The sequence below is a fragment of the Blastococcus tunisiensis genome (assembly GCF_900112815.1).
GTDB lineage: Bacteria > Actinomycetota > Actinomycetes > Mycobacteriales > Geodermatophilaceae > Blastococcus_B > Blastococcus_B tunisiensis.
The window spans coordinates 99,147-121,124 of record NZ_FOND01000013.1; the positions used below are offsets into that span (position 1 = coordinate 99,147).

The 21,978-nt window shown below is 74.3% G+C and carries 24 protein-coding genes; 15 read left to right on the top strand and 9 right to left on the bottom strand.

Going from position 1 to position 21,978, the window contains the following annotated elements; translation table 11 throughout:
* Nucleotides 1–44: 44 nt before the first annotated feature.
* Both BM142_RS16385 and BM142_RS16390 read left to right on the top strand, forming a co-directional pair.
* The gene (locus BM142_RS16385) at nt 45–713 is read left to right on the top strand and encodes a potassium channel family protein (protein ID WP_092201175.1); all 669 of its coding nucleotides are present in this window, start codon (nt 45–47) and stop codon (nt 711–713) included.
* Complete coding sequence (locus tag BM142_RS16390) at nt 713–1,387, top strand: potassium channel family protein (protein ID WP_092201177.1); 675 nt, start codon at nt 713–715, stop codon at nt 1,385–1,387. The genes BM142_RS16385 and BM142_RS16390 overlap by 1 nt, the downstream gene beginning before the upstream one ends.
* A 57-nt stretch (nt 1,388–1,444) precedes the next feature.
* Here BM142_RS16390 and BM142_RS16395 read toward each other — a convergent pair whose 3' ends face one another.
* The 6 genes from BM142_RS16395 to BM142_RS16420 form a co-directional block, all read right to left on the bottom strand.
* A complete protein-coding gene (locus BM142_RS16395; protein WP_092201289.1) occupies nt 1,445–2,257 on the bottom strand; it encodes a DUF3159 domain-containing protein in 813 nt (270 codons plus the stop codon).
* A 67-nt stretch (nt 2,258–2,324) separates the two neighbouring features.
* The gene (locus BM142_RS16400; RefSeq protein WP_092201291.1) at nt 2,325–2,699 is read right to left on the bottom strand and encodes an OB-fold nucleic acid binding domain-containing protein; all 375 of its coding nucleotides are present in this window, start codon (nt 2,697–2,699) and stop codon (nt 2,325–2,327) included.
* A gap of 137 nt (nt 2,700–2,836) precedes the next feature.
* On the bottom strand, nt 2,837–3,556 hold the full coding sequence (locus BM142_RS16405) for a DUF3710 domain-containing protein (protein WP_092201179.1): 720 nt from the start codon (nt 3,554–3,556) through the stop codon (nt 2,837–2,839).
* A gap of 1 nt (nt 3,557) precedes the next feature.
* Nucleotides 3,558–4,055, bottom strand: a complete 498-nt coding sequence (gene dut / locus BM142_RS16410) for a dUTP diphosphatase (RefSeq protein ID WP_175527308.1) — start codon at nt 4,053–4,055, stop codon at nt 3,558–3,560.
* Between the two features lie 104 nt (nt 4,056–4,159).
* Entirely contained in the window at nt 4,160–5,065 is a 906-nt protein-coding gene (locus tag BM142_RS16415) for a hypothetical protein (RefSeq protein WP_092201181.1), read from the bottom strand.
* A gap of 72 nt (nt 5,066–5,137) precedes the next feature.
* Entirely contained in the window at nt 5,138–5,437 is a 300-nt protein-coding gene (locus BM142_RS16420; RefSeq protein ID WP_092201183.1) for a DUF4193 domain-containing protein, read from the bottom strand.
* Between the two features lie 350 nt (nt 5,438–5,787).
* Between BM142_RS16420 and BM142_RS16425 the strand changes: the two genes are divergently transcribed.
* Entirely contained in the window at nt 5,788–6,846 is a 1,059-nt protein-coding gene (locus BM142_RS16425; protein WP_092201185.1) for a phosphotransferase family protein, read from the top strand.
* 117 nt (nt 6,847–6,963) lie between these two features.
* Nucleotides 6,964–7,503 (top strand): LytR C-terminal domain-containing protein, encoded by a 540-nt coding sequence (locus BM142_RS16430; RefSeq protein WP_092201187.1) that lies wholly within the window; start codon nt 6,964–6,966, stop codon nt 7,501–7,503.
* A 21-nt stretch (nt 7,504–7,524) separates the two neighbouring features.
* On the opposite strand, the gene BM142_RS16435 is transcribed toward BM142_RS16430, so the two are convergent.
* Complete coding sequence (locus BM142_RS16435; protein WP_092201189.1) at nt 7,525–8,343, bottom strand: inositol monophosphatase family protein; 819 nt, start codon at nt 8,341–8,343, stop codon at nt 7,525–7,527.
* Nucleotides 8,344–8,491: 148 nt separating this feature from the next.
* Here BM142_RS16435 and ppgK point away from each other — a divergent pair, with 148 nt between their 5' ends.
* The 5 genes from ppgK to BM142_RS16460 all read left to right on the top strand — a co-directional run bounded on the left by ppgK (nt 8,492) and on the right by BM142_RS16460 (nt 15,093).
* On the top strand, nt 8,492–9,235 hold the full coding sequence (gene ppgK / locus BM142_RS16440; protein WP_092201295.1) for a polyphosphate--glucose phosphotransferase: 744 nt from the start codon (nt 8,492–8,494) through the stop codon (nt 9,233–9,235).
* Between the two features lie 359 nt (nt 9,236–9,594).
* Entirely contained in the window at nt 9,595–10,971 is a 1,377-nt protein-coding gene (locus BM142_RS16445; RefSeq protein WP_092201191.1) for an RNA polymerase sigma factor, read from the top strand.
* Between the two features lie 402 nt (nt 10,972–11,373).
* A complete protein-coding gene (locus BM142_RS16450) occupies nt 11,374–11,598 on the top strand; it encodes a DUF7455 domain-containing protein (protein ID WP_092201296.1) in 225 nt (74 codons plus the stop codon).
* A 145-nt stretch (nt 11,599–11,743) separates the two neighbouring features.
* Entirely contained in the window at nt 11,744–13,879 is a 2,136-nt protein-coding gene (locus BM142_RS16455; protein WP_092201193.1) for a VanW family protein, read from the top strand.
* Nucleotides 13,880–13,962: 83 nt separating this feature from the next.
* A complete protein-coding gene (locus tag BM142_RS16460) occupies nt 13,963–15,093 on the top strand; it encodes a YihY/virulence factor BrkB family protein (protein WP_092201195.1) in 1,131 nt (376 codons plus the stop codon).
* 149 nt (nt 15,094–15,242) lie between these two features.
* Here the strand turns inward: BM142_RS16460 and BM142_RS16465 are convergent, their stop codons facing one another.
* Nucleotides 15,243–15,470, bottom strand: a complete 228-nt coding sequence (locus tag BM142_RS16465; RefSeq protein ID WP_092201197.1) for a DUF3039 domain-containing protein — start codon at nt 15,468–15,470, stop codon at nt 15,243–15,245.
* Between the two features lie 84 nt (nt 15,471–15,554).
* Here BM142_RS16465 and BM142_RS16470 point away from each other — a divergent pair, with 84 nt between their 5' ends.
* The 6 genes from BM142_RS16470 to BM142_RS16495 all read left to right on the top strand — a co-directional run bounded on the left by BM142_RS16470 (nt 15,555) and on the right by BM142_RS16495 (nt 21,564).
* A complete protein-coding gene (locus BM142_RS16470) occupies nt 15,555–16,490 on the top strand; it encodes a pseudouridine-5'-phosphate glycosidase (protein WP_092201199.1) in 936 nt (311 codons plus the stop codon).
* Nucleotides 16,491–16,539: 49 nt separating this feature from the next.
* Nucleotides 16,540–17,433, top strand: a complete 894-nt coding sequence (locus tag BM142_RS16475; protein ID WP_092201201.1) for a carbohydrate kinase family protein — start codon at nt 16,540–16,542, stop codon at nt 17,431–17,433.
* 145 nt (nt 17,434–17,578) lie between these two features.
* Nucleotides 17,579–18,607, top strand: coding sequence for an iron-siderophore ABC transporter substrate-binding protein (locus BM142_RS16480; protein ID WP_092201298.1), 1,029 nt, complete (start codon nt 17,579–17,581; stop codon nt 18,605–18,607).
* Between the two features lie 10 nt (nt 18,608–18,617).
* On the top strand, nt 18,618–19,682 hold the full coding sequence (locus BM142_RS16485; RefSeq protein WP_254791018.1) for a FecCD family ABC transporter permease: 1,065 nt from the start codon (nt 18,618–18,620) through the stop codon (nt 19,680–19,682).
* Complete coding sequence (locus BM142_RS16490) at nt 19,679–20,731, top strand: FecCD family ABC transporter permease (protein ID WP_092201203.1); 1,053 nt, start codon at nt 19,679–19,681, stop codon at nt 20,729–20,731. Before BM142_RS16485 ends, BM142_RS16490 begins: the two co-directional genes overlap by 4 nt.
* A complete protein-coding gene (locus BM142_RS16495; RefSeq protein ID WP_092201205.1) occupies nt 20,728–21,564 on the top strand; it encodes an ABC transporter ATP-binding protein in 837 nt (278 codons plus the stop codon). The genes BM142_RS16490 and BM142_RS16495 overlap by 4 nt, the downstream gene beginning before the upstream one ends.
* Before the next feature lie 14 nt (nt 21,565–21,578).
* Here the strand turns inward: BM142_RS16495 and BM142_RS16500 are convergent, their stop codons facing one another.
* The gene (locus BM142_RS16500) at nt 21,579–21,911 is read right to left on the bottom strand and encodes a DUF3099 domain-containing protein (RefSeq protein ID WP_217640754.1); all 333 of its coding nucleotides are present in this window, start codon (nt 21,909–21,911) and stop codon (nt 21,579–21,581) included.
* Nucleotides 21,912–21,978: the final 67 nt, after the last annotated feature.

The following is a 21,978-nucleotide window of genomic DNA, read 5'->3' on the forward strand; positions in this document are numbered from 1 at the left end:
CGCGGCGGACGGCGCTCGCGCGAGGGGCCCGGAGGAGTCGTGTCGTGCACGTGGTCGTGATGGGCTGCGGACGCGTCGGCTCCGCCATCGCCCGCCGCCTGGAGGAGGTCGGGCACAGCGTCGCCGTGATCGACCAGGACCCGGGCGCGTTCCGCCGGCTGGGCCCGGACTTCGCCGGGCGCCAGGTCACCGGCCTGGGCTTCGACCGGCAGACCCTGCTGGACGCCGGCGTCGACACGGCGGGCGCCTTCGCGGCCGTCAGCAGCGGGGACAACTCCAACATCCTCAGCGCCCGGGTGGCCCGCGAGACCTTCGGCGTCCAGCACGTGGTCGCCCGCATCTACGACTCCAAGCGGGCGGAGGTCTACGAGCGCATGGGCATCCCGAGCGTCGCGACCGTCCCGTGGACGGTCAACCGGCTGCTCCGGGAACTCCTGTCGGTCAAGGTCAGCGAGCTCTGGCGGGAGCCCACCGGCAAGGTGCTGCTCATGCGCATCACGGTGACCGAGGGGTGGGTCGGCAGGAAGCTCGCCGACCTGGAGAGCGCCTCCGGCGCCCGCGCGGCCTGGCTGGTCCGTTTCGGGGAGGCGGTGCTGCCCACCGCGAGCACCGTCCTGCAGGACGGCGACCAGCTGGTCGTCGCCGCGACCGACGAGCTCACCAGCCGCGTGCACGAGGTCGTGGAGCAGGCACCCGAGGGAGGGCAGCGCTGATGCGCGTCGCCATCGTGGGCGCCGGCGCCGTGGGCCGGTCGATCGCCGGGGAGCTGCTCGGCAACGGGCACACCGTGATGCTCATCGAGAAGGACGGCCGCAAGGTGCGCACCCGCTCGGTGCCCGGCGCGGAGTGGGTCCAGGCCGACGCCTGCGAGGTCTCCTCCCTGGAGGAGGCCCAGCTGGCCACCTGCGACGTCGTGGTCGCCGCCACCGGGGACGACAAGGCGAACCTCGTCGTCTCGCTGCTGGCGAAGACCGAGTTCGCGGTCAACCGCGTGGTCGCCCGGGTGAAGGACCCCCGCAACGAGTGGCTCTACACCGAGGCCTGGGGCGTGGACGTCGCCGTCTCCACCCCCCGCGTGCTCGCGGCGCTGGTCGAGGAGGCAGTCACCGTGGGCGACGTCGTCCGGTTGATGAGCTTCCGCAAGGGCGCGGCCAACCTGGTCGAGATCACGCTCGCCGAGGACACCCCGTGGGTCGGCAAGCCGCTGCGCGAGGTCCCGCTCCCACGCGAGACCGTGCTGACGGCGGTCCTCCGCGGCGAGCGGGTGATCACCCCGTCCCCCGACGAGCCGCTGGAGGCCGGCGACGAGCTGCTGTTCGTCACCCATGCCGAGGTGGAGGAGCAGCTCAAGGCGGTGCTGGCTCCCGAGGGCGGCGGCCCCGTCTGAGAAAGGACCCCGTCCTCCTCATCGCTCGCACGCTCGCGACGAGCCTCTGGACGGGGCCTACTGGGCGCGGTGGTGGTGCAGCCGGGACACCACCCAGAGGGTCACGACGATCTCGGCCGCGGTCACGGGCAGGCCGAGGATCAGCGTCACCACACCGAGGTCGGTGGCGTCGGTGTTCTCGCTGCCCAGGTAGAGGTAGAACTGCACCGCGGCCCGCAGGAAGAACACCGCGGCCCAGAGCACCGTCAGCCAGCCGTACGCCCGGAGCAGCCGGGGGTCCTCCCGCCAGGGCCGGTCCGGAGCCGGGTCGGGACGGGCGCGGCCGGTCTCCGGGTCGCGCTCGCTGGGCGCCAGGACCGCCCGGGCGCGGCCCACCCGCCCCCGGAACCCGGGTACCGAGTGCCGATGGGAGGCCATCGCCCCGAGGTGGCTGGGGGCCAGGAACTCCGCGATGACCCCGACCAGCGGGCGGCGCAGGACGACCGAGCCCAGCAGGACCACGGTGAGACCGGCGTTGCGGATGATGCCCGGCACGTAGAAGTCCCGCGCCTCGCCCGTGGCAGCGGCGATGGCCACCGCGATGCCGACGGCGAACAGCCCGCTGATCGCCTGCTGCACGCTCTCGCGGCGCAGCAGGCGGAGCAGGAAGACGAGCACGGCCGCGGCCAGCGCCGCCCAGATGCCGATCCGCAGCCCGGCCAGCGAGTTGGCCACGATGAAGGCGATCGTCGGCAGGGTGGCGTCCACCATGCCCCGCCAGCCGCCGAGCTGATCCAGCACCAGGTGCCGGTCGAAGACGAGCGGCGCCGCCGCCTCGTCCCCGGAGGGCGCCGGTGCGGGCGGCTCGGCCCGCTCCTCAGCTGCGCTCATCGCCGTCTCCCCCGGTGCGTCCGTCGCCGGGGTCTGCGCCCGGGCCCTGTCCACGCTGTCGCTCCGATCAGGAGCAGAGCTCGTACCAGGGGTTGTAGATGACCCGCTTGCCGTCGAAGGCGGCGAACCGGCCACGGGCCGTCAGCGACCGGCCGGGCTCGATGCCCGGGATGCGACGGCGCCCCAGCCAGACCAGCGTGACCGAGCCGGAGCCGTCGAACAGCTCCGCCTCGAGGGTCGGCACGGTCTCCCGCGGGGTGTAGACCACCGACTTCAGCCGGCCGGTCACCGTGACCACCGCGCCCTTCTGGCAGGAGCCCAGCGGCTCGCAGCCGGCGCTGGCCGACTCGGCCCGCAGCTCCTGCGCGTCGATGGTCTGGTCGTCCGCAGCGAGGCGTTGCAGCGTCCGCGACAGCCAGCTGGGCGATCGGGTCTCCGTCACGTGCTCTCCTCGCTGGCGCTCGTCGACCACGTGCCGACGGTGCTGTGCCTCCTGCGCGACCTCGCAAGCTCGGTCACGCGCTCCAGCGTACGGCGCCTGCCACGGCGAGCGGTGGACCCGGCGGGGTCCGGGCCGGCTCAGCCCGCGGGGGGCCCGGACGGCGGCCGGCCGGACGGCGGCGTGGCGTCCTGCTGACGCGCGAGCTGCGCGGCCGCCTGCGGCGGCAGCGTGAGCGGAAGCTGCTCGCGCACCGGCATCGGCTCGCTCCCCCGGACCACCACGATGTCCCGGAACGCGGACTCGAGCTCGGCCGCGGCGTCCGGGCTCTCCGCGGCCGGGCCGGTGATCAGCGCGCGGAGGAACCAGCGGGGACCGTCCACCCCGAGGAACCGCGCGGCCCGGCGCACCGGCCGGGCGGGTGCCGGCTGCCCGGCTTGCGCCGACGGGACCGTCACGATCGTGCCCACCAGCTCGGGGCCGAACGGCCCCTGCACCTCCCGCAGCGAACCGCCCTGCCCCGATGCGCTCCTGGCCAGGTCCTCGCGCACGCCGGCCCAGATCCCGCCGGCCCGTGGCGCGGCGAACGCCGACACCTGCAACAGGGACTCCCCCGCCCGAAGCGTCGCCCCGATGACCTTCTGCTGCTGGTTGAGCTCCAGCCGCAGGTCCGTACCGGGCCGGCCGGGGAGCCGGATGGACCCCAGGTCGATGCGGGGGATGCCGTCGTCGGGTGCGTCCGCGGAGTCCCAGGGGCCGGTCGTCTCCTCCACCTCGCGCTCGCGGTGCTGCGGCTCCGGTGGCACCCCCCGCTCGCGCAGGCTCCGCTCGATCCGGTTGCGTCGGCGTCCGAACGGCATGTCAGCCCTGCCCTTCCTGAGTCGCGACGGCCCCGCCGGACGCGGAACCCCCCGTGGACCCGTGCCCGCCGGCGCCCCGCTGGCTCACGGGCAGCTCGTCGACCGGCACGAAGCGGGCCCGGACCACCGGTTGGACCACGAGCTGCGCGATCCGGTCGCCGCGCCGGAGGCTGATCGGCGTCGTCGCGTCGAGGTTGATGAGGTTGACCTTGATCTCCCCGCGGTAGCCGGCGTCGATCGTGCCCGGCGCGTTGACCAGGCTCAGGCCGAGCCGGTGGGCGAGACCCGACCGCGGGTGCACGAAGCCGGCGTACCCCTCGGGGATGGCGACGGCGACCCCCGTGCCGACCAGCGCCCGTTCCAGCGGGGCCAGGTCGACGTCCTCGGCCACGGACAGATCCGCCCCCGCGTCACCGGGGAGGGCGTAGCGGGGCACGAGGTCCTCCGGCGACGTCAGCCGGACGGGGACGTCGATCGTCGGAGGGGGGAGATCGGGCACGACGGCGACCCTATAAGGCGACGGTCCCCGTCCTCCTGATCCCTCGCGGGCCCGGGACGAGCCGCGGGGCGCGGCCGGCGGCGGGACCCCCGGAAAGCGCTGGATCAGGTCAGGGGCCGGGTCGCCCGCAGGTCGGCCAGGACCCGCTCGGCCAGCTTCTCGGTGGTCCTGCGGTTGCCCCGGCCGGCGATCGCCGCACCGATGAGCAGCGGCGCGGCAGCCGGTACGGCACCCGCCAGCCGGCGGCCCAGCCGCCGCTGGAGCGCCCGCACCCCGGCACCGGTCAGCAGGGATCCCAGGCCGGCGGTCCCGGCGCCGTCGACGGAGCGCTGCGCGGACCAGCCGGCCAGATAGGCGCCGGCGCGCGCCCGCGCGTCGCCCGGAGCGCGGCGGCCGTGGAGCTCGTGCAGTTCCCCGATGAGGACGACCTCGACCCCGGCGACGAGCACGGTCTCGGCGCCCAGCTCCACCGGCAGCGCGAGGAGGGATGCGGGCGCCAGCCAGTGTGCGGCCGACAGCCCGCCGGTGGCCGCGCCGATGGTGGCGGTGAGCCGTGCGGCCCGGCCGACCAGCGCGTCGGCGATCTCCCTGTCGGAGAGCCCGGGGTGGGCCCCGCGCAACCGGTCGGCGTCCCGGATCGGCAGCCGCGGAGCGGCGGCCGACAACAGGTCGCCCAGCAGCGCGCCCGGGGACCGCTCGGGTCCCGCGGTGCCGACACCGGCGGCCCCCGGCGGGGCGGCGCTCTCCCGCTGCGGGGCGAACGCCGCGGCGACGGCGCCCGCGACGGCGGAGACGACCTCGCGCAGACCGCCCGCGACGGAGGCCCCCGGTCCGCCGTCCGGCGCCTCGGACCGCCCCCCGGCGCCCCCGACCAGCCCGGAGACCGCCTCGGCGACCGCACGGGCAGCGCGGCCCAGCCCGGTCTCCTCCGGAGCCGGCTCCGGGGACGCGACGGGACGCGGCGGCGGGACGTCCCGCGGTGCACCGGATCGCGTGGAGTGGTCCGTCATCGCGCTCCTCCCGTCACGGGCTCGCATCCGTGGGCGTGCCTCGCCCTGGGCTCCCCCGCCCTGGGTCCTCGTTCAGGCGCAGTCGCGGCAGAAGAGCTGGTCGCCCTTGGTCGCGGCCAGCCGGCTGCGGTGCTGCACCAGGAAGCAGCGCGAGCAGGTGAACTCGTCCTCCTGCTTGGGCAGCACGCGGACGGTGAGCTCCTCGCCGGAGAGGTCGGCGCCGGGGAGCTCGAGGTTCTCGTTGAAGTCGGTCTCGTCCACGTCGACCGAGGCGGACTGCGCCTCGGCCCGTCGTGCCTTGAGCTCCTCGAGCGAGTCCTCGCCCAGCTCGTCGGCCTCGTTGCGGCGCGGGGCGTCGTAGTCGGTGGCCATGGGGTGCCCCTCCCTGGGGTCTCGCGGGCATCGAGCCCGCTCGTACTGACGACGACGCGGGGTGTGCGCCGTCGTGCTGGCCGGCCGCGGTGGCGACCGGTGGATCATGGACCGGCAGCCGTTTCTGGGCTGCCGTGCCGGTGGTGCCCCGGACGGGTCCCGTACCGGCTCGCGAGGTGCGGGGCGAGCGGTCGTCCGTCCGGGCCGATCCCCCGCTCCCCGTCCGGGGACGGCGAGCGGGAAGGTCCGGCCAGCCCCCCAACGCGGTGCGACCCCGGTTTGTGCCCACCTCCGGAAACGAGTTCCGAGCGGGCCCCGGGCCGCGGAGCGCCAGAGGTTACCCTGCCGCCGTGTCGACTCCCGTGGGTGCTGATCCAGTCGTCGTCGGGCCGTACCTGGCCGCCGTCCTGAACGACGAGCGCTGGCGCTCGGTGGACGTCGAGCTCATCGCCGCCGGCATGTCGAACCTCACCTACGTGGTCACCCCGCTGGGCGGCGACGGGGGCCGCGACGAGGACGCCGCGGTGATCCTCCGCCGCCCTCCCACGGGAGCCGTGCTGGCCACCGCGCACGACATGGCCCGCGAGCACCGGGTCATCTCCGCGCTCGGCCCGACCGACGTCCCGGTCCCCCGGACCCTCCACCTGTGCACCGACGAGTCGGTGCTCGGCGCACCCTTCTACGTGATGGAGCGGGTCGTCGGCATCCACGTCGTCCGCGACTTCCCGGCCGGGTACGCCGACCGGCCGGAGCAGCGCCGCGCCGTCGGCGAGACCCTCGTCGACGTCCTGGCCGACCTGCACTCGGTCGACCACGAGGCGGTGGGCCTGGCCGAGTTCGGCCGTCCGGAGGGCTTCGCCGCCCGCCAGGTCCGCCGCTGGACCAAGCAGTGGGACGCCACCCGCGACCGGGACCGCCCGAACCTCGACGCCCTCGCCGCCCGCCTGGCCGAGACCGTCCCGGCGACGCAGCGGTCGAGCATCGTGCACGGCGACTACCGGCTGGACAACTGCCTGCTGGACCCCGACGAGCCGGGCCGGATCAAGGCAGTCCTGGACTGGGAGATGTCGACGCTGGGTGACCCGCTGACCGACATCGGGATGATGTTCGTCTACTGGCCGCAGGCCGGCGAGGAGCGCGCCTCCACGATGAGCCCGGTGACCACCCTGCCCGGCTTCCCCACGCGCGCCGAGGTCGCCGAGCGCTACGCCCGGCGCACCGGCGCCGACCTCGCCGACCTCAACTGGTACGTCGGGTTCGCGTTCTTCAAGTTCGCCGCGATCATCGCCGGCATCGTCGCCCGCTCGGCGGCCGGCGCCATGGCCGGCAAGGACACCAGCGGCTACGCCGACCGCATCGACCCCTGTGTGGAGCTGGGACGCGCCGCGCTCGAAGACGGTGCGATCTAGGGAGCCGGTCCCGGCCCTAAACTCCCCCCGACGCCCATCTCCGGTGGCGCCGCCCGGCCGGGCCCCGTCGTGGGGCCGGCGGCCGCAGCGGGCCTCCGGGTCCTGCCGAGGAGAGACGTGACACTGCGGACCGAACGCCCGCCGGTGCGACCCCGCAGCGGCCGCCGTCCCCTTCCGCCGTTGATCTTCCTGCTCGTGCTGGCCCTCGCTGCCCTCGGCGTGTGGTGGAACGTGCTGCGCACGGAGGAGCAGCGGACCGCCGAGGAGGAGGCCGCCTGCGAGTCGGTGGCCCAGGAGGCGCCGCCGGCCGACCTGGAGCCCGCCGACATCACCCTGCGGGTGTTCAACGCCACCGACACGGCCGGCCTCGCCCAGACCGTGGCCACCGCCCTCGGCGAGCGCGGCTTCGTCATCGCCGAGGTCGCCAACGACCCCACCGAGCGCGAGGTCACCGGGGTCGGCGAGCTCCGCTACGGAGCCCGCGGCTCCGACGCCGCGAGGTACGTGAAGGTCTTCCTCCCGCAGGCCGGTGACTACCAGGACGTGCGGGCGGACGCCCGCGTCGACGTCGTCGTCGGGCCGGAGTTCAGCACGCTGGCGTCCGCCGAGGAGGTGGCCGCAGCCCTCGCCCCGGCCACCGGCGCCGCCGAGTGCTGACCGGGACCCGCCCCGGGGCCCCTAGGCGCGGTGCAGTTCCTCCAGCAGCTCCAGCAGCGGCCCGGCGATCGTCGGCGCGGCCGCCACGGCCATCGGCCGCGCGAACGGCCGCCCGCCCAGCCCGGTGACGACGAGCCCCGCCTCCGCGGCCACCAGGGCACCGGCCGCGTGGTCCCAGGGCTTGAGGTCGAGCTCGTAGTAGGCGTCGACGCGCCCGGCCGCCACCGAGCACAGGTCCAGGGCCGAGCTGCCGTGCCGGCGGATGTCGCGCACGTGCGGCAGCAGCCGTGCCACCACCGCCCCCTGGGTCCGTCGCTGCTCCACCCGGTAGCCGAAGCCGGTGGCCACGAGGGCCTGCTCGAGGGAGACCGGCCGGCTCCCGGTGAGCCGCACCGGCTCCGGATGCGCCGGGGTGGACAGGTGGGCACCGCCGCCGGCCGTCGCCGTCCAGCGCTCGCCGGTCGCGACGTTGAGCACCACCCCGGCGCGCACCACGCCGTCGACCTCGGCGGCGATCGAGACGGCGTAGGCCGGCAGGTCGTAGAGGAAGTTGACCGTGCCGTCGATCGGGTCGACCACCCAGCGGACTCCACTGGTCCCGGTGCGGTCGGCCCCCTCCTCGCCCAGCAGCCCGTCGTCCGGGCGGGCGGCGAGCAGCCGGGAGGTGACCAGCTCCTCGCTGGCCCGGTCCACGGCGGTGACGACGTCCACGGAGCTGGACTTCACGTCGACGTCGTCGGCCGCCGACGCCCGGCCGCGGGCGACCAGCTGCGCGGCCTCCCGGGCGACGTCCACGGCGAGGGCCAGGAGCTGGGCGGGGTCGGCGGAGGATGCGCTCACGCGACGATCCTGCCGCAGCCGTCGCCGCCGGCCCCCTCGCAGGGGCCGCCCCGTCCCGCGGCCCGCCCCGAGCGTGCGAGGGGTGCGGAGGACGGGGTGCTTGTCGAGCAGTTGGGGGGCGAGGGGGTCCTTTCACTACCCTGTGCGCGTGCAGGGCTTCGGAGTGGACATCGGCGGCAGCGGCATCAAGGGATGCCTGGTCGACCTGGACAAGGGGCAGCTGATCGGCGGGCGGCTGCGGATCGAGACCCCGCAGCCGTCGCTGCCGGAGCCCGTCTACGACGTGGTCGGGCGGATCGTGGGCCACTTCGGCTGGACCGGGCGCATCGGCGTCACCTTCCCCGGTGTGATGAAGCACGGGGTCGCGCACACCGCGGCCAACGTCGACAAGAGCTGGATCGGCACCGATGTCGATGCCGGGCTGGAGCAGCGCATCCCCGGCACGGTCGAGACGCTGAACGACGCGGACGCCGCCGGCATCGCCGAGATGCGCTACGGCGCCGGCCGGGACCGCTCCGGTGTCGTCCTGATGCTCACCTTCGGCACCGGCATCGGCAGCGCCCTCTTCGTCGACGGGCACCTGGTGCCCAACACCGAGTTCGGGCACATCCAGGTGGACGGCGAGGACGGCGAGCGCCGGGCCTCCGCCGCCGCGCGCGAACGGGAGGAGCTCGGCTACCCCGAGTGGGCCCGGCGGGTCGACCGCTACCTCGACGTGCTCGAGGCCGGGGTGTGGCCGGACCTGATCATCGTCGGCGGCGGCGTGAGCAAGAAGGCGCACAAGTGGGTGCCACTGCTGTCGACCCGGACTCCGGTGGTCCCCGCGGAGCTGCAGAACGACGCCGGCATCGTCGGGGCGGCACTGGCCGCGTACGAGCGCACGGACCGCTGACCTGCGGCGGGGCGCCCGAACGGGTGAGACGGGAGGTGCTCGCGGGGCCGGGCGCTCCAGGTATCTCCCCTTCCGACCGATGCACCACGAAGAGGAAGAACCGCCCCGCAGCACGCAGAACGCCTCGTCGGAGCGAGCCCGCACGATCCGGGACGGTGGAGAACACCGGCCACGTCGTTACAATGAGGGAGCCCCACCCCGTCGCCCTCCAGCCGGGAGGGATCCCCTGCCCGTCCAGCGGCCAAACGCCGCGCCGGTCTGCCGGGACCTCTGCCGCTGCACAGGTGCGAGGACCGGAGCCGCTGCCCAGGGACCAGAAGGCCCCCCGGGGAACGAACCCAGCACGGGAAGGAACCTGAGTGCCCGCCGATCAGCCAGCACCGGAAGCAGCCGCCGCGAGCACCCCCACGGGCTCCAGGTCGGCCGCCGCCGGTACCCGGGCTCCCCGGACCAGCGCCGCGGCAGCCAAGTCGGCGAAGACGGTGACGGCCTCCGCCACGCCGGCCGCGAAGCCGGCCGCGCGGAAGAAGGCTCCCGCGAAGACGACCGGCAAGACCAAGCCCGCGGTGGTCCCCTCCCCGGGAGCCGGCGAGGGCGCCGTGCTGACCGCGGTCGTCGGTGACGGCTCGGCCGTCGTCGTGGTCGACGCGGGTGCGGAAGGTCTCAAGCTCGACGAGACCGTCGTCACCGGCAAGGACGGCGTCGAGGTCGCCGCCGTCGAGGAGGAGGCCGCCGAGGGCGGCACCGACTTCGAGTGGGACGACGAGGAGGAGTCCGAGGCGCTCCGCCAGGCCCGCAAGGACGCCGAGCTCACCGCCTCGGCCGACTCCGTCCGCGCCTACCTCAAGCAGATCGGCAAGGTCGCGCTGCTCAACGCCGAGGAGGAGGTCGACCTCGCCAAGCGGATCGAGGCCGGCCTCTACGGCTCCGAGCGGCTGCGCCAGGTCGAGGAGGAGGGCCAGAAGATCTCGCCGCAGATGCGCCGGGACCTCAACTGGATCGTCCGCGACGGCGAGCGGGCCAAGAACCACCTGCTCGAGGCCAACCTGCGCCTCGTGGTCTCCCTCGCCAAGCGCTACACCGGCCGCGGCATGGCCTTCCTGGACCTGATCCAGGAGGGCAACCTGGGCCTGATCCGCGCGGTCGAGAAGTTCGACTACACCAAGGGCTACAAGTTCTCGACGTACGCGACGTGGTGGATCCGCCAGGCGATCACCCGCGCCATGGCCGACCAGGCCCGCACCATCCGCATCCCGGTGCACATGGTCGAGGTCATCAACAAGCTCGGCCGCATCCAGCGCGAGCTGCTCCAGGACCTGGGTCGCGAGCCCACGCCGGAGGAGCTGGCCAAGGAGATGGACATCACCCCGGACAAGGTGCTGGAGATCCAGCAGTACGCCCGGGAGCCGATCAGCCTCGACCAGACCATCGGGGACGAGGGCGACAGCCAGCTCGGTGACTTCATCGAGGACTCCGAGGCCGTGGTGGCCGTCGACGCGGTGAGCTTCACGCTCATGCAGGACCAGCTGACCAGCGTGCTGCAGACGCTCTCGGAGCGGGAGGCCGGCGTCGTCCGGCTGCGCTTCGGCCTGACCGACGGCCAGCCGCGCACGCTGGACGAGATCGGGCAGGTCTACGGCGTGACCCGCGAGCGGATCCGGCAGATCGAGTCGAAGACGATGAGCAAGCTGCGCCACCCCAGCCGCTCCCAGGTGCTGCGCGACTACCTGGACTAGGCGATCCTGCGGACGAGGGCCCGGACCGTGAGAGCGGTCCGGGCCCTCTTCCGTGCCGGCCGGGTATCGGTTCCGTCACGGAGCCACCCGGAGGGGCTCCACGCCGGTGTACGCCGACATCTGTCGGGTAGACGGCGTAGCGTGGACGTCGTCAGAACAGCAGCGGACCCACGGTCGGCCCGGTCCTCCGGTCCGGCAGACGACAACCAGCACGTGCACCACCGGTTCCACCCCAGTGACGTCCCCTGCTGAACCCGCTCCATCACGACCCGGCGTGTTACGGACTCATCTCTTTCGGCGAGTCCGCGACGATCCGGATCGGAACGGGAATCCGAGGGGCCATCCTGGCGCTGTGCAGGAGGCCGATCCGCAGCCGCGGGTCCGTGCGGTAGAGAGCGAGTGATGAGCCAGATGACCCAGACGCTGACGTCGACCCCGCCCACCGATGACCTCGTCGTCCCGTTCCACTGCGACCGCTGTGGAGCCCTGGCAAAGGTTCGTGTCGTTCTCGCGAGCGGTAGCGACCTGGTCTTCTGCGGGCACCACGCCCGCGAGTACGAGAGCAAGCTGCGTGACATCGCCGTCGACATCATCGACACGGACGGCGAGCAGCGCGTCACTGCGTGAGCAAGGAGATATCGTCGCGCCCGCGATGACCGCCTCACACGACGACGACGCCGCCGCGTCCTCCACACCGCCTCGCGCGGGTGGAGGGCCGGCGGCTCCGTCGTTCCCGGGGACCACCGGTCGGCCCACACCGGAGGACACCCCCATGCCGCACCAGCCGCCCGTACACGACGAGACGGTGCGGATGCGCCCCGAGGACGCCGACGGGCGCCCCTCCCCCGAGGACCTCCGGCCGTCTCCGGCCGACGGTCACGACGACACCCGCCCGGTCACCCGCGACTGGCTCCTGGGCGCCCCCGAGCAGGGCGGGCCGGCCGCCGGCGCCCCGCAGCAGCCGCCCGCGACGGCCGGGCCCCTGCCGGAGGAGGACGAGGACCGCAGCACCCAGGCGCTGGACATGTCGGAGCCACAGGCGTCCGCGGGGACCGTGGACACCGCGCCGGTCACCGACGACCGGGACGCCGCGCCGACGCCCGTCCAGGACACCGCGCCGGTGGCGGACACCCCCGAGGTGCCACCCCCCGCCGGCAGCACCGGCACGGGCGGGCCCACGGGGCCCTGGTGGCGCCGCCGCGCCGTCCTGGTGCCGGCCGGGGCGGTCGCCGCCCTGGGTGTCCTGTACGGCGCCGACCTGCTGATCACCTCCGGTGAGATCCCCCGCTCCACCGTGGTCGCCGGGGTCGACATCGGCGGGCTCTCCCCCGCTGCCGCCCGGAGCACCCTCGAGGAGGAGCTGGCGCCCCGGGTCGACGCCGAGCACATCGTCCGCGCCGACGACGTGACGGCCCCCTTCTCGCCGCTCACGGCGGGGATCACCCTGGACGTCGACGAGACGCTCGACTCCGCCGACGACCAGCCGCTGAACCCGTGGACGCGCCTGACCTCGCTGGTCGGCGACCGGGAGGTCGTGCCCACCTTCACCGGCGAGGAGACCGCTCTCGCCGCGCAGATCGACGCGGTGGCCGAGCAGGTGGACCGTGCGCCGGTCGACGCGTCGATCGCCATCGAGGGCACCACCCCCACGGTGACCGAGCCGGCCGACGGCCGCACGCTCGACCGCGAGGGGGCCGCCGACGCGGTCATCGACGCGCTGCAGTCCGGCGCGGACCCCGCCACGCCGATCCACCTCCCCGTCGACGTCACCCCTGTCGACGTGGACGCCGACGAGGCCCAGCGGGTGCTGGAGGAGACGGTGCAGCCGGCGCTGTCCGCCCCGGTGACCGTCGCGGTCGAGAACAGCGACGACACCGCCGAGGTCTCGGTGGAGGCCATCGCCGCCTCGCTCGCCTTCACGCCCCAGGAGGACGGCGTCCTCGCGGTCTCCGTCGATCCGGCGGCCCTGCAGGCGGCCCTCGGTGACGAGCTGGACGTGTTCGGCAGCGGGGCGGCCGACGCCCGCTTCGAGGTCTCCGGCGGCGCGGTCGCGGTCGTCCCGTCGGTGGACGGCACGGGGGTCGCCCCGGCCACCCTGGCCGACCAGCTCCTCCCGGTGCTGACCGACCCGGCGCCGCGGACGGTCACCGCCCAGCTGGGGCCGGTACCGGCAGACTTCACCACCGAGGAGGCCCAGGCGCTCGGTGTCACCGAGGAGATCGGCAGCTTCACCACCAACATCGGCAACGCGGCCAGCGGGACCAACATCCGCGTGGTCGCCCAGGAGGTGGACGGCGCACTCGTCCTGCCGGGCGAGACGTTCAGCCTCAACGGCTTCACCGGGCCGCGCGGCACCGCTCAGGGGTACGTCGAGGCCGGCGTGATCAACAACGGCGAGTTCACCACCGCGGTCGGCGGCGGGATCAGCCAGTTCGCCACCACGATGTTCAACGCGGTGTTCTTCTCCGGGCTCGAGGACGTCTACCACAAGCCGCACAGCTACTACATCAGCCGCTACCCGGCCGGCCGCGAGGCCACGGTCTACTACGACTCGATCGACCTGAAGTGGCGCAACGACAGCGACACCGGCGTCTTCATCGACACCTCGTGGACGCCGGGCACGATCACGGTCACCTTCTACGGGACCAAGCGGTACGAGATCGAGTCGATCAGCAGCAACCGCTACAACCTGCGCGCACCGGTGGTCCAGGAGAAGCCGGATGACGGCAACTGCACGCCGCAGAACGGGTCCACCGGCTTCGACATCACCGTCACCCGGGTGTTCCGGGACCTCGCGACCGGCGCCGAGGTGAAGCGCGAGGAGTTCCAGACGCGCTACGCCGCCGAACCGATCATCCGCTGCGTCCCGCCGGCCGCACCGCCCGTGGAGCCGGCGCCGGGCGGCTGACCGGTCCCCCGAGCGGGCGACGGGTCCGGCCGGGATCGCCCGGGAACGGGGCCGTCGCGGTACCGGGCGTGCACACTGGACGGATGAGCGCCGTCCTGCCCAGCGGCTCCCCGGCGCCCGCCGGGGAGCCGGGCGCGGCGGACGGGAACGGCGCTCGGCCCGCCGGCGCCGTCTCCGCGCCGGCCACGACGGCCGTGGACGGCCGCTCCGCCCGGGGCGCGACGCGGGTCCGGCCACCGGACGACGGGAGCACCTCCCCCGGCCGTCTGGACCGGTGGCCGGCACCGGTGCGCGTGCCGCTGCAGGTCCTGGGTCGCACGCTGGCCAAGGCGTGGCAGGACCGCATCCTCGGCCTCTCCGCGGAGGCGGCCTTCTGGCAGATCCTCTCCGTCCCGCCGCTGCTGATCGGGCTGCTCGGATCGCTGGGCTACCTCGGCTCGCTGATCGGCGAGGAGTCCGTCCTCGAGATCGAGGAGCAGCTGCTGTCGGCGTCGGCCGAGGTGCTCACCTCCGACGTGGTCGACGACCTCGTCGCGCCGACGCTGTCGGACATCCTCGGCTCGGGCCGGCTGGAGGTCGTGAGCCTCGGTTTCCTCGTGGCCCTCTGGGCCGGGTCGTCGGCGACCGCGACCTTCATGAACACCGTGGTCATCGCCTACGACCAGCGCGACGTGCGCGGTCCGATCCGCACCCGGCTCAAGGCCCTGTGGCTGTTCGTCGTCGGCATGTTCCTGGCGGTGCTGAGCCTGCCACTGCTCGTGCTCGGCCGGGAGATCCTCGTCGGGTTCCTGCCTGCCGACTGGAGGTCGACCGCCGCTGTGCTGATCAACGCCGTCTACTGGCCGGTGGTCGTCGTCGGGTTGCTCCTGGCCCTCACCAGCTTCTACCACGTGGTGCTGCCCAACCGGCTGCCCTGGCGCAGGCATCTGCCCGGCACCCTGCTGGCGACGGCGTTCTTCCTCGTGGCCGCCCTGCTGCTGCGGGCCTACGTCGGCGACGTGCTGATCACCGCGCTGCCCTACGGGGCGCTGGCCGCACCCATCGGGGCGCTGCTGTTCTGCTTCTTCTTCGGCATGGCCGTCCTGCTGGGCGCCGAGCTGAACGCCACCATCCAGGCGCGCTGGCCCGCGCCGCTGCGCCGGCACGACCGGCGCCGCCGCGAGCGCCGCGCGGCGAAGCTGCAGGAAGAGGCCAGGCGGCTCGGTCTGCTCTGACAGTGCGGTCCTCCGGACCGCCGGCCCCGCTGCAGGGTCCCGCCGCGAGCTTGCGAGTGGTGGGGGGGGCAGCGGGGTCCTTCTCCTGCGCGGACCCCTCCGGGGCCCACTCGGGACGACCATGCACTCCCGGAGCGGCGGAGGCCCGGCTACTTCCGGAGCTGCTCGTAGATCTCCTTGCAGGCCGGGCACACGGGGCTGCCGGGCTTGGGGCTCTTCGTCACCGGGAAGACCTCGCCGCACAGCGCCTCGACCATGGTGCCCATGACGGCGCTCTCGGCGATCTTGTTCTTCTTGACGTAGTGGAAGACCTCGTTGGCGCTGTCGGTGTCGGCGTCCCGGACGTCCGGCCGCTCGAGGATGTCGCTGCTGCTCACGGGCTCTCCTGATCGTCTGCGGGTCACGCGGACTGCCACCCCCGGGGTGGCGGTGCGACCGCACCGGCACTCCATGATGACAGGGTGCCTGCCGCTCCCGATCTTCCCGCCCGCCCCGTCCTCTCCCCCGAGGTCGCCGAGGCCCTGGCCGGCGGACGCCCGGTCGTCGCCCTGGAGAGCACCCTGCTCGCGCACGGTCTCCCGCGGCCGGAGAACCGCCGGGCCGCGGACGACGTCGAGGCGGCGGTGCGGGCCGGTGGCGCCGTGCCCGCGACGATCGCCGTCCTGGACGGCGTCCCGCACGTGGGGCTGACCGCCGACGAGGTGGACCGGGTGTGCGCCGATCCCGAGCTGGCCAAGCTGGGCGTCCGGGACCTGCCGGTGGCCGTGGCCCTGGGACGCAGCGGCGCCACCACCGTCTCGAGCACCGCGCTGCTGGCCGCCGCCGCCGGCATCGACGTCTTCGCCACCGGCGGCCTCGGTGGGGTGCACCGGGAGTCCGTCGACACCTTCGACGAGTCCGCCGACCTCACGGCGCTGTCGCGCACCTCCCTGGTCGTCGTGTGCGCGGGGGTGAAGTCGATCCTGGACGTGCCGGCCACCCTCGAGCGGCTCGAGTCGCTGTCGGTCACCGTGGTGGGGTACCGGACGACGAGCTTCCCCGGGTTCTACGTGGCCGACTCCGGGTCGGCGCTGGACTGGTCGGTCGCCGATGCGGCCGAGGCCGCCCGGGTGTTCGCCGCCCGGCGGGAGCTGGCGCCGGGCGCCGTGGTGGTCGCCAACCCGCTGCCGCCCGACCAGCAGCTGGACCCCGGCCTGCACGACCGGGTGATCGCCGGGGCGCTGGCGGCCGCCGGCGAGGCGGGCGTGCGGGGCAAGGACGTGACGCCGTTCGTCCTGGACCACCTGCACCGCGCCAGCGAGGGGGCCACGCTCGCGGTGAACGTCCGGCTGGTGCTGCGCAACGCCGAGCTCGCCGGGCAGATCGCGGCCGAGCTGGCGGGGCTCTCCCACCGATGATCATCGGCAGGTGGCTGCTCGACACGCCGGCGGCTTCCGCCGTCCGCCGATGATCGACAGCAGACAGCGACCGCGCGTGGTCGTCGTCGGGGACGTCGCCACGGACGTCGTCGTCGTGCTGTCCGGCGAACCGGCGCCCGGCTCCGACCGGCCGGCCGCGATCCGCACCCGCGGCGGGGGTGCGGGGGCCAACGTGGCGGCGCACCTGGCCCGGCTGGGTGCCGGGACGACGCTGGTGGGCTGCGTGGGCGACGACGCACCCGGGACAGGGCTCGCGGCGGAGCTGGCCGCCGTCGGCGTCGAGCTGCGGCTGCGCACCGTGCCCGGCACACCGACGGGGACGATCGTCAGCCTGGTGGAGCCCGGCGGCCAGCGCAGCATGCTGGCCGACCGCGGTGCGAACCTCCGGTTGCGGCCGGCCGACGTCCCCCACCCCGCGCCCGGGGAGCACCTGCACCTCTCCGGCTACACGCTGCTGGATCCGGGGCCGCGGGCCGCCGGCCTGGCGGCGCTGGAGGCGGCGGCCGATGCCGGGTGCACCGTCTCGCTGGACCCTGCCTCGACGGGCCCGCTGGCCGGATACGGGGTGGACAGGTTCCTCGCCGACACCGCCCGGGCGACGATGCTGCTGCCCAATGCCGACGAGGCGCGGCTCCTGACCGGCTGCGGGGACCCGGGCGACGCGGCGCGGGCCCTGGCCGCGCGCCACCGCATCGTGGCGGTGAGCCTGGGCGCCGACGGCGCGCTGTGGGCGTCGGGCGACGTCCTGGTGCACCGGCCCACGCACCCGGCCGACGTGGTCGACACCACGGGCGCCGGCGACGCCTTCGCCGCCGGCCTGCTCGCGGCCTGGCTGCGCTCCCCGGACGACTCCCCCGCGTCGCTGCTCGATGCGGGGCTGGCGCTCGCCGCCGAGGTCGTCCGCCGACCGGGAGCCCGGTAGCCTGCGATCACGGCCCGACCGCGGTGTGATCGCGGTCACCGCACGGCCATCGTGACCTGTTCGTGATTGTCAGTCGACACGTCCCTCCCTAGGTTAGGCGAGGCTCACCTAAGCGGTGTGGCTCTCCAGCTTCCGGAAGGACCCCATGCGCCGCGCACTCCGACTCGCCGCACTCTCCACCGCTGCGCTCCTGGCCGGCGGGCTCGCCGCCTGCTCCTCGGACTCCTCCGCCGCCGAGGACACCGCCGGCGGTTCCGCCGACTTCACCCCCGTGACGATCGAGCACGCCTTCGGCAGCACGACGATCGAGTCCGAGCCCGAGCGCGTGGCGACGGTGCAGTGGGCCAACCACGAGGTCCCCCTCGCGCTCGGCGTCGTCCCGGTCGGCATGGCCGCCGCCAACTTCGGCGACGACGACGGCGACGGGCTGCTGCCCTGGGTCAGCGAGCGGCTCGAGGAGCTGGACGCCGAGACCCCGGTGCTGTTCGACGAGACCGACGGCATCGACTTCGAGGCGGTCGCCGACACCGACCCCGACGTCATCCTCGCCGGCTACTCGGGACTGACCCAGGAGGACTACGACACGCTGAGCGAGATCGCTCCGGTCGTCGCCTACCCGGAGGCGCCCTGGGCGACCCCGTGGCGCGAGATGATCGAGGTCAACGCCGCCGGGATGGGCATGGCCGAGGAGGGCGCGGAGCTCATCGCCGACCTCGAGCAGGAGATCGCCGACACCGTCGCCGAGCACCCGCAGCTCGAGGGCACGTCGACCATGTTCCTGACCCACGTGGACACCACCGACCTCAGCGAGGTCAGCTACTACACGCCCTTCGACACCCGGAGCGCGTTCTTCACCGACCTCGGCCTGGCGACCCCGGCGAGCATCGAGGCGGCCTCGACCGATCCCGAGAAGTTCTCCGGCACGATCAGCGCCGAGCAGATCGACACCCTGGACGACGTGCAGATCATCGTGACGTACGGCGACCAGGCGCTGGTCGACGCGTTGTCGGCGGACCCGCTGCTCTCGCAGATGCCCGCCGTCGCCAACGGGGCGATCGTGCTGCTGCCGAACACCCCGCTGGGGACGGCAGCCAACCCGACGCCGCTGGCCATCTCCTGGGTGCTCGAGGACTACGTCGCCCTGCTGGCCGAGGCAGCCGACAAGGCTGCCTGACGATCACCCGGTGACGCTCGCCCCATCCCCCTCCCCGACCCCGGGTGCCGCCGTCGCGCAGCGCCTGGGGTCGGTGCGGCGCCCGCGGTCGGTCCGGGTGCTGTGGCTGCTCGTCGTGCTGGCGGTGCTGGTCGCGGTCATGACCACGTCGGTCGCCGTGGGCTCCCGGGGCGTCGGCTGGTCGGAGATCGTCGCCGCCCTCGGCGGCTCGTCGGAGACGATCGGCGAGGCGGCCGTGACCAAGCGGATCCCGCGCACGGTGCTCGCGGTGGTCGTCGGTGCGGCCCTGGGGCTCTCCGGCGCCGTCATGCAGGGCGTCACCCGCAACCCGCTGGCCGACCCGGGTGTCCTCGGCATCAACATGGGCGCCTCGCTCGCCGTCGTCGTCGGCTTCGCCTGGTTCGGGCTCTTCTCGGCGACCAGCATCGTCTGGACGGCGATCGCCGGCGCGGCCCTGGCGGCGGTGTTCGTGTACGCCGTCGGCTCCCTCGGCCGCGGCGGGGCCACCCCGCTGAAACTGGCCCTGGCGGGCACGGCCACCTCGGCCGCCCTCATCTCCTTCCTCACCGCCGTCGCCCTGCCGCGCGGCGACATCGCCGAGAGCATCCAGTCCTGGGAGATCGGCGGCGTCGGTGGCGCCAGCTTCAGCGGCCTCAGGACGGTGCTGCCGTTCCTGGTGGTGGGGTTCGCCGTCAGCCTGCTGTCGGCGCGGGCCCTCAACTCCCTCGCCCTGGGCGACGAGCTGGCCGCCGGTCTGGGCGAGCGCGTCGTCCTCGCCCGGGGCGTCGCGGCCCTGGGCTCCGTCCTGCTGTGCGGAGCCGCCACCGCGGTCGCGGGGCCGATCGGCTTCGTGGGGCTCGTCGTCCCGCACGTGTGCCGGCTCCTGGTCGGGGTGGACCACCGCTGGCTGCTGCCGTTCACGGCGCTCACTGGCGCGTGCCTGCTCACCGCCTCCGACGTGGTCGGGCGCATCGTGGCCCGCCCGAGCGAGATCGACGTTGGCATCATCACCGCGCTGATCGGGGCACCGTTCTTCATCGCCATCGTCCGCCGGCAGAAGGTCCGGGAGCTGTGACCGTCGTCGTGCCCCCACCGGCCGCCACCGTCGACGCGGTCGCCCGGAACCGGGTGCGCCGGGCCGGCCGCCGGCGCGCGGTGATCACCGTCCTGGCGGTGCTGGTCGTGGTCGCGTTCGCGGCGTCGCTGATGATCGGGCGGACCTTCTACCCGCCCGGCGACGTGGTCCGGGTGGTGCTCGGCCAGGAGGTCCAGGGCGCCACCTTCACCGTCGGCCGGCTGCGGCTGCCGCGCGCGGTCCTCGCGGTCGTGGCCGGGCTGAGCTTCGGCCTCGCCGGCGTCACCTTCCAGACCATGCTGCGCAACGCGCTCGCCAGCCCGGACGTCATCGGCGTCACCTCGGGAGCCGGCGCGGCGGCCGCCTTCGCCATCGTCTTCCTCGGCTGGAGCGGCACGGCCGTCTCGGTGACCGCGATCGTCGCCGCGCTGGCGGTGGCCCTGCTGATGTACGCGCTGGCGTTCACCGACGGCGTGGTCGGCACCCGGCTGATCCTCATCGGCATCGGCATCGCCGCGATGGCGCGGAGCATCACCTCCTGGGTGCTGTCCGAGGCCGGGGCCTGGGACTTCGCCGAGGCGCTGCGCTGGCTGACCGGCAGCCTCAACGGCTCGACGTGGGAGGCCACGGTGCCCGCCCTGGTCGCCCTGGTGGTGCTGGCCCCCGTGCTGCTGGTGCTCACTCGGCAGCTCGGGGCCCTCCAGCTCGGCGACGACACCGCCTCCGCGCTGGGCATCCGCGTGGACCGCACCCGGGTCGTGGCGATCGTGGCGGCGGTCGGCCTGCTCGCCTTCGCGACGGCGGCGTGTGGTCCGATCGCCTTCGTGTCGTTCCTCGCCGGCCCGATCGCGGCGCGCATCGTGGGGCCGAACGGGTCGCTGCTGATCCCGGCCGCGCTGGTCGGGGCGCTGCTGGTGCTCCTGGCCGACCTCGTCGGCCAGTTCGCCCTCGGCACGCGCTTCCCGGTCGGCGTCGTCACCGGGGTGCTAGGGGCGCCGTACCTCATCTACCTGATCGTCCGCACCAACCGGGCCGGAGGCTCGCTGTGAGCGACACCCATTCCCTGACGGCCGAGCAGCTGACCCTCGGGTACGGCGACCGCACGGTCATCGAGGACCTCGACCTCGTCGTCCCGGCCGGCCGGATCACGGCCATCGTGGGCGCGAACGCCTGCGGCAAGTCGACGCTGCTGCGCTCGATGTCGCGGCTGCTGGCCCCTCGCGGCGGGCGCGTGCTGCTCGACGGGCGGGCGGTCCACGGCATGCCCGCCAAGGAGCTGGCCCGCACGCTGGGGCTGCTGCCGCAGTCACCGATCGCCCCGGAGGGGATCACCGTCGCCGACCTGGTCGGTCGCGGCCGTCACCCGCACCAGGGGATCTTCTCCCGCTGGAGCCGGGAGGACGACGCGGCGGTGGCCGCGGCGCTCGAGGCGACGCAGACGACGGCGCTGGCCGACCGCGCCGTCGACGAGCTGTCCGGGGGCCAGCGCCAGCGGGTGTGGATCGCGATGGCGCTGGCCCAGCACACCGACGTGCTGCTGCTCGACGAGCCGACCACGTTCCTGGACGTGAGCCACCAGATCGAGGTCCTCGACCTGCTGACCGACCTCAACCGGACCCGCGGCACCACCGTCGTGATGGTCCTGCACGACCTCAACATGGCCGCCCGGTACGCCGACCACCTCGTCGCGCTCGCCGCCGGCCGGGTCCACGCGGCGGGTGCCCCGGCGGACGTGCTGACCGTGGACACCGTGCGCGCGGTGTTCGAGCTGGAGTGCCGGGTCATCGTCGACCCGACGTCGGGAACCCCGCTGATGCTGCCGATCGGCCGCCACCACATGACGGCGGACGAGCCGGTTGCGGCCGGCGGCCGGGCCGGCTGACCGACGGCGGCGTCTCAGCCGTCGATGACGCGGACGGGGCGGCTCTCCAGCACTCGGTCGGGCCGGGCGTCGTAGGCGTTGACGTGCAGCCGCTTCTTGGGCGGCCGGTCGTTGGCCATGAGCACGGCGACCCACGGCAGGACGGTGCCCAGGAGGACGAAGATCAGCATCAGCCAGACGACCTGGTAGAAGGCCGCCGCCAGGATGATGGAGACGGCGCGGACCCCCATGGTGATCGCGTAGCGCTTCTTCCGGAAGGCGTGCTGCTCGGCCACGCTCGGCTCGGCCTCGGTGATGAGCACGGGCTCCGGCCGGCGCTGACGCGGGAACTGCTGGCTCGAGGCCACGGGCTCCATCCCTCCACGACCGGGCGTCCGGGGCGCTCCCCGGGCAGTGCACGGTGCACAACCCATC